General features: G+C 73.7%; 13 protein-coding genes. 8 read left to right on the top strand and 5 right to left on the bottom strand.

Annotated elements, in window-relative coordinates; all coding sequences use genetic code 11:
* Positions 1–60 precede the first annotated feature (60 nt).
* Positions 61–1,158 (bottom strand): DUF8017 domain-containing protein, encoded by a 1,098-nt coding sequence (locus tag ACZ3IJ_RS26965; RefSeq protein WP_467472254.1) that lies wholly within the window; start codon positions 1,156–1,158, stop codon positions 61–63.
* A 108-nt stretch (positions 1,159–1,266) separates the two neighbouring features.
* Here ACZ3IJ_RS26965 and ACZ3IJ_RS26960 point away from each other — a divergent pair, with 108 nt between their 5' ends.
* Both ACZ3IJ_RS26960 and ACZ3IJ_RS26955 read left to right on the top strand, forming a co-directional pair.
* Positions 1,267–1,728 carry a DUF4442 domain-containing protein gene (locus tag ACZ3IJ_RS26960; RefSeq protein ID WP_467472253.1) on the top strand — a complete coding sequence of 154 codons (462 nt, stop codon included), beginning with the start codon at positions 1,267–1,269 and terminating at the stop codon, positions 1,726–1,728.
* Between the two features lie 510 nt (positions 1,729–2,238).
* Positions 2,239–2,922, top strand: coding sequence for a DedA family protein (locus tag ACZ3IJ_RS26955; protein WP_467472251.1), 684 nt, complete (start codon positions 2,239–2,241; stop codon positions 2,920–2,922).
* Between the two features lie 92 nt (positions 2,923–3,014).
* Here ACZ3IJ_RS26955 and ACZ3IJ_RS26950 read toward each other — a convergent pair whose 3' ends face one another.
* Positions 3,015–3,542 carry a gamma carbonic anhydrase family protein gene (locus ACZ3IJ_RS26950; RefSeq protein ID WP_391800589.1) on the bottom strand — a complete coding sequence of 176 codons (528 nt, stop codon included), beginning with the start codon at positions 3,540–3,542 and terminating at the stop codon, positions 3,015–3,017.
* A gap of 120 nt (positions 3,543–3,662) precedes the next feature.
* Here ACZ3IJ_RS26950 and ACZ3IJ_RS26945 point away from each other — a divergent pair, with 120 nt between their 5' ends.
* A complete protein-coding gene (locus ACZ3IJ_RS26945; protein ID WP_467472249.1) occupies positions 3,663–4,406 on the top strand; it encodes an acyltransferase in 744 nt (247 codons plus the stop codon).
* 237 nt (positions 4,407–4,643) lie between these two features.
* On the opposite strand, the gene ACZ3IJ_RS26940 is transcribed toward ACZ3IJ_RS26945, so the two are convergent.
* Complete coding sequence (locus tag ACZ3IJ_RS26940) at positions 4,644–5,513, bottom strand: EamA family transporter (protein WP_467472247.1); 870 nt, start codon at positions 5,511–5,513, stop codon at positions 4,644–4,646.
* Between the two features lie 117 nt (positions 5,514–5,630).
* Between ACZ3IJ_RS26940 and ACZ3IJ_RS26935 the strand changes: the two genes are divergently transcribed.
* Together ACZ3IJ_RS26935 and ACZ3IJ_RS26930 are read left to right on the top strand one after the other, a co-directional pair.
* On the top strand, positions 5,631–6,203 hold the full coding sequence (locus ACZ3IJ_RS26935; protein WP_352189478.1) for a helix-turn-helix domain-containing protein: 573 nt from the start codon (positions 5,631–5,633) through the stop codon (positions 6,201–6,203).
* Between the two features lie 44 nt (positions 6,204–6,247).
* The gene (locus tag ACZ3IJ_RS26930; protein ID WP_467472245.1) at positions 6,248–6,817 is read left to right on the top strand and encodes a YbaK/EbsC family protein; all 570 of its coding nucleotides are present in this window, start codon (positions 6,248–6,250) and stop codon (positions 6,815–6,817) included.
* 24 nt (positions 6,818–6,841) lie between these two features.
* Here the strand turns inward: ACZ3IJ_RS26930 and ACZ3IJ_RS26925 are convergent, their stop codons facing one another.
* Positions 6,842–7,291, bottom strand: coding sequence for a CoA-binding protein (locus tag ACZ3IJ_RS26925; protein ID WP_467472243.1), 450 nt, complete (start codon positions 7,289–7,291; stop codon positions 6,842–6,844).
* Between the two features lie 64 nt (positions 7,292–7,355).
* Positions 7,356–7,646 carry a cupin domain-containing protein gene (locus ACZ3IJ_RS26920; protein WP_467472242.1) on the bottom strand — a complete coding sequence of 97 codons (291 nt, stop codon included), beginning with the start codon at positions 7,644–7,646 and terminating at the stop codon, positions 7,356–7,358.
* Between the two features lie 145 nt (positions 7,647–7,791).
* On the opposite strand from ACZ3IJ_RS26920, the gene ACZ3IJ_RS26915 reads away from it, so the two are divergent.
* The 3 genes from ACZ3IJ_RS26915 to ACZ3IJ_RS26905 all read left to right on the top strand — a co-directional run bounded on the left by ACZ3IJ_RS26915 (position 7,792) and on the right by ACZ3IJ_RS26905 (position 12,707).
* A complete protein-coding gene (locus ACZ3IJ_RS26915) occupies positions 7,792–8,418 on the top strand; it encodes a YigZ family protein (RefSeq protein ID WP_467472241.1) in 627 nt (208 codons plus the stop codon).
* A gap of 102 nt (positions 8,419–8,520) precedes the next feature.
* Complete coding sequence (locus tag ACZ3IJ_RS26910; RefSeq protein ID WP_467472240.1) at positions 8,521–9,699, top strand: exonuclease SbcCD subunit D; 1,179 nt, start codon at positions 8,521–8,523, stop codon at positions 9,697–9,699.
* The gene (locus ACZ3IJ_RS26905; protein WP_467472238.1) at positions 9,696–12,707 is read left to right on the top strand and encodes an AAA family ATPase; all 3,012 of its coding nucleotides are present in this window, start codon (positions 9,696–9,698) and stop codon (positions 12,705–12,707) included. The genes ACZ3IJ_RS26910 and ACZ3IJ_RS26905 overlap by 4 nt, the downstream gene beginning before the upstream one ends.
* The last annotated feature ends 3 nt before the right edge of the window (positions 12,708–12,710 follow it).

Below are 12,710 nucleotides of genomic sequence, written 5' to 3'. Positions count from 1 at the left end.
TATCCCCGGCGCCACCGCCTCCTGCCAAACGGATAACCCGTCAGCTCGCCGTCCGGCGCGTCAGGATGCTTCGGGGGCCAGCCGCACCGTGGCGAGGATCTTCTGGATCGTCGCGTCCGCCAGCTCGTCCTTGACGCCGTCGGCCCCGTAGAGCACGAAGGACGAGAAGTCGCCCTTGGCGTTCTTGAAGGAGAACGCGAGGGACTTGCCGTCCGACTCGCAACTGTTCCGCTTCTTGATTCCCGGGGCGGTCGCCGTGGCGACGTGGCCCGTGAGTCCGGACGTGGTGGTGTACGGCACCGCCTTGGTGATCTTGATGGTCCCCTTGGGCATGTGCTGGGCGTAACCGGCCCACACCCAGTTGCCGGCCTCGTTGAACGCCGCCTCGGCGGTGTCCTTGGCGCCCTGGCCGCCCTTGGTCCCGGCGCTGCTCAGACCCCAGTTCTCCTCGGAGCCGTCCTTGTTCGTGTCGAGGGTGCACCACTTGCTCTTGTAGCGCACGGGGGCGGACATGGTGACGACCGGAGTGCCGTCGCCCTTCTTCTCGTCCTCGAAGAACGTGACGGAGCCGGGCTTCAGGAGCTCCCAGTCGGGCGGTACGTCGAACAGCGTGCCGTACTTCGGATTGTGGACGACCTTCCAGCCCGGGATCGTCGGCTGCAGCGCGGCGTCGTCGCGCGGGTTGTCGAGCGAGGGGGAGGTGGACGGCTCACCGGAGCCGCCGGAGGCGGAGGCCGAGGCCGTCGCCTTCGAGTCGCCGCCCGCCTTGGAGTTCTTGTCGTCGTCGTTGCCGAGGACCAGGAACCCGGTGACACCGGCGACGACGACCACGGCGGTCGCGGCGATGATGGCGATCAGGGTCGTCTGCTTCTTCTTGCCGTCACCGGGCCCGCCCTGAGGCGCGCCCGGGACCGCGTACTGCGGGACGGTCGGCTGTTGGTACGGGTTGGGCTGCTGGTAGCCGGGCTGCGCGGGCTGCTGGGGGTGACCCGGCTGCGTGGGCGGCTGGGCCGGCGGCTGCTGCGGGTACCCGGGCTGCTGCTGGTAGCCGGGCTGTTGGTACGGGTTGGGCTGCTGGTACCCCGACTGCTGGTAGGGGTTCTGACTCTGGTCCTGCGGGTTCTGCTCGCCCCCGGGCGGCTGCTGTCCTGGCCACATGGCCAGTAACCATAGAGGTGTGGCCGGAGGCGTGCTACGCCCGCCCCCGTGAGGGTGTGGTGCAGACGGGGATGGCCTTCTCTGCTACCCGTGGGTAACATCGCCGCCATGAGCGCAGACCAGATGTCCGTCGGCGAGATGCTCGCCGCGACCGTTCCCATGGCCAGGACCCTGAACCTCGAGTTCGTGGAGACCACTTCCGAGCGTGCCGTGGTCCGCCTTCCGGACCAGGCCGACTACCACAACCACGTCGGCGGCCCGCACGCCGGGGCCATGTTCACCCTGGCCGAGTCGGCCAGTGGCGCGATCGTCCTGGCCGCCTTCGGCGACCAGCTGAACCGCGCGGTGCCGCTCGCGGTCACCGCCGAGATCGGCTACAAGAAGCTGGCCATGGGCGTCGTCACCGCCACCGCCACGCTCGGCCGTCCGGCCGTCGAGGTCGTCGCCGAACTCGACGCGGGCGAGCGCCCGGAGTTCCCGGTCCACATCGCGATCACCCGCGAGGACGGCGCCGTGACGGGCGAGATGACGGTCGTCTGGACCCTGCGCCCGAACAGCCAGGCAAAGTAGGGGAGTAGCGGACCCGCGGGCCGCGCCCCCGGACCCGCGGGCCGCGCCCCCGGACCCGCGGGCCGCGCCCCCGGACCCGCGGGCCGCCCCCCGGATCCGCGGGTCGCCGCAGGCTCGGGAGCACGAGGCCGGGCAGGGAGGTCGAGCTTCGGGAGGCACGGCCGCACGTGCGGTCGTCGCCCGTGCCCGGCCCCGAGGCCGCCGAACGGAGCGCCGCGCCCAGCACTCCCGCCACGGCCGAGGAGGGCGGAACGCCTCCTCGGCCCGCCGCCACCACCCCTTCGGGGCGTCCCACGGCCGGGGGGATGCCCCGCGCCACCGCAACCGCACCGCGTCCCACTCCCTCGCGCGGTCGTCCGCGCCGCTGCCGTTGCCGCTGCCGCTGCCGCGGTCCGGCCGGCCGAGCCCCGGCGTCCGCGGCCCGCAGGCGGGCCGGGCGTCGTCGTGCGACCAGGTAGGCTGCCCCGGCGTGCGCGACGCGGCGTGCGCTCGACACGGGAGGAATCCGCGTTGCACGTCCAGGAATGGCTGGAGACGATCCCCGCGGGCGCGATCTACGCGCTGGTGGGTGTGGTGATCGGGCTCGAGAGCCTGGGGATCCCGTTGCCCGGCGAGATCGTCCTCGTCAGCTCGGCCCTGCTCGCCTCCCAGCACGGTGACATCAACCCGTACGTCCTCGGCGCCTGCGCCACCGCCGGGGCCATCATCGGCGACTCGATCGGGTACGCGATCGGCCGCAGGGGCGGGCGCCCGCTGCTGGCCTGGCTGGGCGGGAAGTTCCCCAAGCACTTCAGCGAGGCCAACATCGCGCTCGCCGAGCGGTCCTTCGAGAAGTGGGGCATGTGGGCGGTCTTCTTCGGCCGTTTCGTCGCCCTGCTGCGGATCTTCGCCGGACCGCTCGCGGGTGTGCTGAAGATGCCGTACTGGAAGTTCCTGATCGCCAACGTCTTCGGAGGCATCCTCTGGGCGGGTGGCACGACCGCTGTCATCTACTCGGTGGGCATCGTCGCCGAGGCGTGGCTCAAGCGCTTCTCGTGGCTGGGTCTGGTGCTCGCCGTCCTGGTCGGCGTGACCTCGATGCTGGTCCTGAAGAACCGTGCGAAGAAGGCCGCGGCCGAGTCCGGGACCCAGTCCGGGACGAAGACGGAGAGCGAGCCGGCCGCCGAGCCGACGCCCGTGCCGGTGGCGGACTGACCGAGCGGGAGGTCCGCACCTCCACGCCTCCGCACGTACGTACGCGCAAGGGCGCGGTGGCCTCACGGCCGCCGCGCCCTTCGCCGTGGCCCTCAGTCCTGGAAGGCCTCGGCGTGGCCCTTGGCCAGGTGGAGGTACATCTCCGCGTTGAGGCGGATGCCGGCCTGCTCCTCCTCCGTCAGCGGGCGCCGGACCTTGGCCGGGACACCGGCCACCAGCGAGCCCGGCGGGATCTCCATCCCCTGCGGGACGAGCGCCTGCGCGGCGATCAGCGAACCGGCGCCGACGCGGGCCCCGTTGAGGACCGTGGCGCCCATGCCGACCAGGACGTCGTCCTCGATGGTGCAGCCGTGGACGGTCGCGTTGTGGCCGACCGTCACGCGGTCGCCGATCGTGACCGGGAAGCCCGGGTCGACGTGGACGGTGCAGTTGTCCTGGATGTTGGAGTCCTCGCCGACGACGACGGGACCGCAGTCCGCCCGCAGCACCGCGTGGTACCAGACGCTGGCGCGGGCACCGAGCGTGACATCGCCGAGCACGACGGAGGTCGGCGCGGTGAAGGCCGTCGGATCGACCTGCGGCTCCTTGCCGCCCACGGCCTTGATCAACGCCTCTGTCATGGTTCGCTCCTGGTCACTCGTGATTGCGTCACGCCTCCCCGGCACCCTAGCCGCGGCCCATGACGGACATCACAGGGCACCCCGCCGATCAGGCACGACGGCGCCGACTACCGTGTGCGGGTGCCCAGGAACAGAAACACGTTCTCCTCTCTCACCGCCTGGCGGCGCCGCGTTCTCGCCCGCGCCCTGCAGGGCGGGTGGCGCTGGGTGCAGGAGGCCGGTGCCGTCACCGCCGAGAGTCCCGGACGGCTGCGCTTCAAGCGTCTCGGCGCGGGCACCCGGCTGGCGTTCCCGCAGGGGACGGTCTTCGGCGAGCCGTGGATCGAGATCGGCGAGTGCTGCATCGTCGCCGAGCAGGTCACGCTGACGGCCGGCATGCTGCCGGGGCTCGACCTCGGTCCGGACACGGTCCTGACCCTGGGCAACGGCGTCGTCCTGGGCCGCGGCAGCCATGTCATCGCCGACGCCCGGGTGACGATCGGCTCGGACACGTACTGCGGGCCGTACGTCTACATCACCTCGACCAACCACAGTTACGACGATCCGGACGAGCCCGTCGGCAGGCAGTGGCCGCGCTCCGAGCCGGTCGAGATCGGTCCCGGCTGCTGGCTGGGCACGGGCGCCGTGATCCTGCCCGGCGCCCGGCTCGGCCGGAACGTGGTGGTCGCGGCGGGCGCGGTCGTACGGGGAGAGGTGCCGGACCACTCGGTGGTGGCCGGGGCGCCGGCGAAGGTGGTGCGCAGCTGGGACCCGGAGCGGGGCTGGCAGCCGCCGCTGCGCACGCCGGCCCCGGTGCCGGTCCCGGACGGAGTGACGCACGAGCAGCTCGCCGCCCTCGCCGACTGGGACCTCGCGGAGGGCTGACCGCAGCGAGGGCCACAGCCGGACCACGGCACGGACCGCAGCCGGACCACGGCACGGACGACAGCCGGACCACAGCCGGACCACGGCGCGGACCTCAGCCGGACCACGGCGCGGGCGCCACGGTCCGGTCCCCGGCGCGGGCAGCCCGCGAGGGTCGGGACCGGGCGCCGAAGGGACATCCGGCGACGTCCGGGGCGCCCGCCGGCCGCCCCGGACGCCCGGCGGAGTGTGCCCTCGTCAGCCCGTCGCGAGCAGGACCGTGCCGACCAGGGCGAGGCCCGCGCCGGCCGCCTGGACCGCGCGGAGCCTCTCCTTCAGCACCCCGCGCGCGGCCAGCGCCGTGACCACCGGGTAGAGGTTCGCCAGCACCGCCGCGACCGTCACAGGCCCGTTCTGTGCCGCGATCGAGTACGTACCGTTGGCGGCGACGTCCGCGAGGCCGACGAAGGCGAGCGCGGGCAGGGCCGCCCGGACGACGCTCAGCCCGCCGCCGCCCTCGGGCAGCGCCCGTCCGCCGCGCTTCACGGAGACGTACAGCGCGCCGCCGCCCACCGCCACGTTCGTCACCCGCTGGACGAACAGCGCGAGGAACAGTCCGGTCAGGGTCGAGGACGCCTCCGCGATGAGGGCCATCACCGAGCCGAACCCGAAGGCCGCGACCAGCGTGAGGAGCACGGCCTGGCGCTGCACGGGAGCGCCGCGCAGCTCGGGCCCGCCGGCCAGGACGATGCCGACGATCGCCACGCCGATCCCGGCGAACTGCAGGATGCCCGGCCGGTCACCGATGAGGAGGCCGACCGAGACCGGGACGACGACCCCCAGCGAGCCGAGCGGGGAGACGACACCCATCGGTCCGAGCGCCAGGGCCTTGTAGAAGGCGAGCATCGCGACCGGGCCGACGAGGCCCGCGGCGACGGCGTACCAGAGGTCGGGACTCACCTCGCGCCAGGCCCCGGTGGCGATCACGATCGCCCCGAGGACGACGACCGCGATCGTCTGCGAGACCACGAGCACCGTGAGCGCCGGCATGCGCCGGGTCAGCAGCCCGCCGCCGAAGTCGGCCAGGCCCCAGAGCAGGGCGGTGGCCAGGGCGAACAGCGCAGTCATGGATCCTCGCAGGGTGGCGGTCTCGCAGTACAGTGCGGTGGACAGCTGAGTACACCGCGGTAGACCACACCGTAGTTCAGTCTGTTGAACTCTGTCATCCAGAATATTGGACGGAATGTGTCGGACCTCGATCAGCTCACGCAGTCCCTCGCGCGGAACCTGAAGCGGTGGCGCAACGAGCGCGGTTTCACGCTGGACGCGCTCGCCGCTCGGGCGGGCGTCAGCCGCGGCATGATCATCCAGATCGAGCAGGCCCGGACGAACCCCAGCGTCGGCACCACCGTGAAGCTCGCGGACGCGCTCGGCGTCTCGATCACCACCCTCCTCGACTACGAGCAGGGCCCCCACGTCCGACTCGTCCCACCCGCCCAGGCCGTGCGCATGTGGTCCACCTCCACCGGCAGCCACACGACCCTCCTCGCCGGCACCGAGGCACGCGGCCCGCTGGAACTCTGGTCCTGGACGCTCATGCCGGGCGACGGCAGCGCCTCCGACCCGCACCCCGACGGCACCACCGAGCTGCTGCACGTCACAGCCGGGGAACTCACCCTCGTCGTGGAGGGGGAGGAGCATCGCATCCCGGCCGGCACCTCCGCCGTCTTCGAGGCCAACGTGCCGCACGCCTACCGCAACGACGGCACCGAGACGGCCGAGATGACGATGGCCGTCTCCATTCCGCCCGCCCGCTGAGACGCCCAAGTCGGGCGAGCGCCGCACTTGTTAGCGTGGCCGGTATGCGCGCACCCATCGGAGACTTCGACAACGCGGTACCGGCCCCCGACTGCCTGGACCAGCTCACGGAACCGGTCGCCGCGGCCGTCCGGGCGTGGCAGGGCAGCGTCCCGGCGGACCAGCTCCTGTACGTCGACACCGACCCCGAGATCGCCGACACGGCCGTCTTCGTCGAGCACCACGGCCAGGACCTCCTCCACCGGTCGGCGAACTGCGTGATCGTCGCCGGAAAGCGGGGCGAGGAGACGACCCTGGCCGCCTGCGTCGTGCGCTCGGCCACCCGGGTCGACGTCAACGGCGCCGTCCGCCGTCACCTGGGTGCCCGCAAGGCGCGGTTCGCGGACATGGCGGTCGCGACCGGCGAGAGCGGCATGGAGTACGGCGGCATCACCCCCATCGGCCTCCCCGCCGACTGGCCCCTGCTCGTGGACGCCGCCGTCGTCGACACCGACTGGGTGCTCGTCGGCAGCGGACGGCGGTGCGGCAAGCTCATCCTGCCGGGCAAGGCCTTCGCCGAGCTGCCCGGCGCCGTCGTCCTGGAGGGTCTCGGCGTCGACGTCGCCGCCGGCTGAGGGGAGGGCGGACGTCAGCCGAGGTCAGCCGAGGTCGGGCCGCGGGTCGAGCAGCGGGATCTCGATGGCGGGGCAGCGGTCCATGACCATGTCGAGCCCCGCCTCACCGGTCCGCGCGTACGCCGCCTCGTCGATCACGCCCAGCTGGAACCAGACCGCCTTGGCGCCCACGGCCACCGCCTCGTCGGCGACCTGCCCCGCGTGCTCGCTGTTGACGAACACGTCCACCACGTCCACCGGGAACGGGATGTCGGCGAGCGAGGCGTATCCCTGCTCGCCGTGGACCGTCTCGGCCTTCGGGTGCACGGGCACGATCCGCTTGCCGTAGCGCTGGAGCACCGCCGCCACACCGTACGCGGCGCGCGATCGGTTCGACGACAGCCCGACGACCGCCCAGGTGTCGCCCGTGGCGGTCAGGATCTTCCGGACCACGTCCGACTCGGTGGTTCCGGTGGTGGGTGTCTCGACGCTCATCTGCTGCCTCCCGTGGCTCGTCGCTGAACACAACGGATCACGGGTACCGGTGATTCCCCGCTGACTACGCCCGCTTGACCTCGACCTCGACGAACGACAGCGGCAGGGAGCCGGCGTTGACGACCTCGTGTTCGGCTCCGGCCTCGCGGGCGTACGACTCACCCGCGCGCAGCTGCGAGGAGGTGACCGTGCCGTCGGCGGCGATCACGTCGGTCCGTCCGTCGGTGACGGGGACGACGACGTAGTCGTACTCGTGGACGTGGCGGCCGGTGCTCTGTCCCGGATCGAAGTCCCAGCGCGTGACGCGGAGCGACTCGTCCTCGTGCTGCACAGTCGCGCGGGCGGTGGTCGTCATGGTCGCTCTCCTCGTCGTCGGACGCCGTCCCGGTGGCACGGACGCATGGGCACGGACTCCCGGTCACGGTCCCGGGGGCAGGCTAACCGTCGGGGGCCCGGCACCGGGCGTCGGTGCCGCCTCCCCGGCCGCATAGGGTGGCGGGATGCAGGAGCAGTACCGCACGCTCGCCCGCGAGGGCGTGCACGAGACCGAGATCAACCGCTCGCGCTTCATCTGCGCGATGGCACCGGTGGCGACCGAGCAGGAGGCGCAGGCCTTCGTCGCACGCATCCGCAAGGAGCACCCGACGGCCTCGCACAACTGCTTCGCGTACGTCGTCGGGGCCGACGCGTCCGTCCAGAAGGCGAGCGACGACGGCGAGCCCGGCGGCACGGCCGGTGTCCCCATGCTCCAGATGCTGATGCGGCGCGAGGTGCGGTACGTCGCCGCCGTCGTCACCCGCTACTACGGCGGCGTGAAGCTCGGCGCGGGCGGTCTGATCCGGGCGTACGGCGGAGTGGTCGGCGAGGCCCTGGACGCGCTCGGCACCCTCACCCGGCAGCGCTTCCGTCTCGCCACCGTCACCGTCGACCACCAGCGCGCGGGCAAGCTGGAGAACGACCTGCGGGCGACGGGCCGCAGCGTGCGCGACGTGCGCTACGGCGAGGCGGTCGCCATCGAGATCGGGCTCCCGGACGCCGACGTGGAGGCCTTCACGGCCTGGCTCGCCGATGTCACGGCCGGCACCGCGCGGGTGGAGCTGGGCGGCGAGGCGTACGGCGATGTCTGACCATCACCCGGACCGGGCGGTCTCGCCGCGCGCGGTCCCGAGCGCCCCCGGATCTCCCGAAGCCCCGGCCACTGTCCGACCCCACCGATACGCTCCTCGATCATGAGATTCCTGCATACGTCGGACTGGCACCTGGGACGGTCGTTCCACCGGGTGAGCCTGCTCGACGCCCAGTCCGCGTTCCTGGACCACCTGGTGGCCACGGTGCGCGCGCGTGACGTGGACGCGGTCCTGGTCGCCGGGGATGTCTACGACCGGGCCGTGCCGCCGCTCACCGCCGTCGAGCTGTTCGACACCGCCCTGCACCGGCTCGCCGAGGCCGGAGTGCCGACCGTCATGATCTCCGGCAACCACGACTCGGCCCGCCGCCTGGGGGTCGGCGCCGGGCTCATCGAGCGGGCCGGCATCCATCTCCGTACGGACCCGGCCGGCGTCGGGACACCCGTCATGCTCGACGACGCCCATGGATCCGTCGCGCTCTACGGCCTGCCGTATCTCGAACCGGCCCTCGTACGCGAGCGGCTCGGCGCCGCCAAGGCCGGGCACGAGTCGGTGCTCGCCGCCGCCATGGACCGCGTCCGCGCCGACCTCGCCACGCGCCCCGCCGGCACCCGGTCCGTCGTCCTCGCGCACGCCTTCGTCGCGGGCGGCGAGCCGAGCGACAGCGAACGGGACATCACGGTCGGCGGAGTCGCCGCCGTCCCCGCCGGAGTCTTCGACGGGGTCGACTACGTCGCCCTGGGGCATCTGCACGGCAGCCAGACCGTCACCCCGCGCGTCCGCTACTCCGGCTCACCCCTCGCGTACTCCTTCTCCGAGGTCGACCACCGCAAGAGCATGTGGCTGGTCGACCTCGGCGCCGACGGGACGATCGAGACGGCCGAGCGCGTCGACTGTCCCGTGCCCCGGCCGCTGGCCCGGATCCGAGGCCGGCTCGACGACCTGCTCGCCGACCCGGGACTCGTACGGCACGAGGAGTCCTGGGTCGAGGCGACCCTCACCGACCCCGAGCGGCCGGCCGAGCCCATGGCCCGGCTCGCCGAGCGCTTCCCGCACACCCTCAACCTGGTCTTCGATCCCGAGCGCACGGAGAGCGATCCGCTCGCCTCGTACGCCCAGCGGCTGCGTGACCGCAGCGACCAGCAGATCGCGGAGGACTTCGTGGCCCATGTGCGGGGCGGCGCCGGTCCGGACGACACCGAGCGGACCGTGCTGTACGGCGCCTTCGACGACGTACGGGTGGACGGTGCGGTGCGGGAGCGCGAGGTGGGCGCCCGGTGAGACTCCACCGCCTGTCCGTGACCGCGTTCGGACCGTTCGGAGCCCCGCAGGAGATCGACTTCGACGCGCTGTCCAGCGCGGGCCTCTTCCTGCTCCACGGCCCCACCGGCGCGGGCAAGACCTCCGTCCTCGACGCCGTCTGCTACGCCCTCTACGGAGCCGTGCCCGGCGCCCGCCAGTCACCCGGCACCTCGCTGCGCAGCGACCACGCCCCCGCCGGCACGTACACCGAAGTCACCCTCGAACTGACCGTGGGCGAGCGGCGGTTGGAGATCACCCGGCGACCGGCCCAGCCACGCCCGAAGAAGCGCGGCGGCGGCTTCACCACCGAGAAGGCCCAGAGCCGGCTGCGCGAGTACGACTCCCGAACCGGCGAGTGGGCCGCGCTCAGCCGCTCCCACCAGGAGATCGGCGAGGAGATCACCCAGCTCGTCGGCATGAGCAGGGAGCAGTTCTGCCAGGTCGTGCTCCTGCCGCAGGGCGACTTCGCGCGCTTCCTGCGGGCGGACGCCGAGGCGCGGGGCAGACTGCTCGGGCGGCTCTTCGACACCCGCCGGTTCGCGGCCGTGGAGGAGCGGCTCGCCGACCTGCGGCGCGCGGCCGAGCAGCAGGTACGGGACGGGGACGAGCGGCTGCTCGCGCTCGCCCACCGGATGGCGCAGGTCACCGGCGGAGCCGTCGTCGACGAGCGGCCCGGGGAGCCGGGACTCGCCCACGCGGTCCTGAGCCTGGCGGCCGTGGCGCGCTCGGAGGCGCGCGAGGCCCGCGACATCGCCGAGTCGGCCGTACGGGCGGCCGAGTCGCGGCAGGCCGCCGCCCGCCGGGCGCTCGACGAGGAACGGGAGCTCGCGGACCGTCAGGCACGGCACGCGGAATCGCGGCGGCGACAGGACGCGCTGGAGGCCGCCAGGCCCGAGCGGGACCGCGCGCAGGCGGTGCTGGACCGGTCCCGAAAGGCCGACCTCGTCGCTCCCGCCCTTGGCCTGCGCGCCGACGCGGAGCGCGAGCACGCGGCCGCGCACACGGCCCGGGAGAACAGCCGGAACCGGCTTCCCGCCGACCTCGCCGACGCCGGCGCGGAGCAGTTGTCCGCCCTGGAACGGCGGCTGCGCCAGGAGCTGGGAGGCCTCGATTCCGCGCGGCGGGCGGAGCGGCGCAGCGCCGAGATCGCCGGGGAGCGTAGGGACCTGGAGAGGCAGGCCCGCGCCGACGAGGAGATCCTCCAGGACGCGGGCGGCTGGCTCAGCGGCTGGGAACCCCGCAGAGCGGAGCTGGCCGCCCGGATCGAGGCCTCGCAGGAGGCCGCCGCGCGCGCCGAGCAGCTCGCCGGCCGCCTCGAACCGGCCCGCCGCCGGCTGTCCGCCGCCCGCCGCCGGGACACGCTCGCCGGGCAGTCCGCCACCGCCGACTCCCGGCTCACGGCGGCCCGCGAGCGCCGGAACGAAGCGCACGAGGCATGGCTCGACATCAAGGCGCGCCGGCTCGAGGGCATCGCCGCCGAGCTGGCCGCGGCCCTCACGCCGGGAGCGCCCTGCCAGGTCTGCGGCTCGGCCGAGCATCCGGCCCCCGCCCGCACGGGCGCCGACCACGTCGACCGCGCCACCGAGGACGCGGCCTACGAAGCGTTCACCCGCGCGGAGGAGGCCCGCACGGCCGCCGAGCGGGACACGGCCGCCACCGCGGAGGCATGGGCGGCGGCCCGCGCGGAGGTGTCGGCGGCGGACGCACCCGAGCCGACGGTCGACGAACTGCTCGGCGAGGTCGACGAGTTGACCCGCCTGCACGCCGAGGCGCACGCCCTCGCCGCGCAGACGCACGGCCTTCGGGAGACGTTCGCGCGGGCGGAGCGGGAGTACGAGAGCCGGGTCCGGGCGCAGCGGGAGGCCGAGCGGCGCGTCGCCGCGCGGACCTCGCAGCGGGAGGCCCTCGACCGGGAGCAGACGGCACTCGACGCCGAAGTGGCCCGAGGGCGCGGCGAGTCCGGGAGCGTCGCCGAACACGCCTCACGGCTCGAACGGAAGATCGCCATCCTGGTCGAGGCCGCCGAGACCGTACGTTCCGCGGAACTCGGCGCCCAGCGCCTGAAGGAGGCCGACGACCGGCTCGCGACCGCCGCCTTCCGTGCCGGGTTCGACACCCCTGCCGATGCCGCCGCCGCGCTCCTGGACGACGGAGAACACCGCGCCCTCCAGCACCGCCTGGACGCCTGGCAGGCCGAGGCGGCCGCCGTCGCCGACCGGCTCGCCGAACCGGAGACGCGGGCCGCCGCCGAACGCCAGGCCGCCGACCCGGCGGCCGCCGAGGCCGCGCACACCGCCGCCGAACGCACCCTGCGGAACGCCGCCTCGGCCCTCGCCGCCGTCCGGGACCGCGAGGCCGAACTCGCCCGGCTCTCCCGGCAGGCCGAGGCCGAGGTCCGACGCCTGGGACCGCTGCGCGAGGAGTACGACCGGGTCGCCCGGCTCGCCGGCCTCACCGCGGGCACCTCCGCCGAGAACGAACGCAAGATGCGCCTGGAGTCGTACGTCCTGGCCGCCCGGCTGGAACAGGTCGCGGCCGCCGCCACCGCCCGGCTCCAGCGCATGTCCTCCGGCCGCTACACCCTCGTGCACTCCGACGCCCGCTCCGGCGGCAGGCGCGCCGGCCTCGGCCTCCATGTCGTCGACGCCTGGACGGGCAACGAGCGGGACACGGCCACGCTCTCCGGCGGCGAGACCTTCTTCGCCTCCCTCGCCCTCGCTCTCGGCCTCGCCGACGTCGTCACCGACGAGGCGGGCGGCGTCCGGCTCGACACCCTCTTCATCGACGAGGGCTTCGGCAGCCTGGACGACCAGACCCTCGACGAGGTGCTCGACGTCCTCGACTCCCTGCGCGAGCGCGACCGCAGCGTCGGCATCGTCAGCCACGTCGGCGACCTCCGCCGCCGCATCCCGGCCCAACTGGAGGTCGTCAAGGAACGGTCGGGGTCGGCGGTGCGGCTCCGCACCGGAGGGGGAGCCGGCGGGTGAGCG

The sequence above is a fragment of the Streptomyces sp. NPDC013317 genome (assembly GCF_055563155.1).
This window is presented reverse-complemented; position numbering and strand designations above follow the sequence as displayed.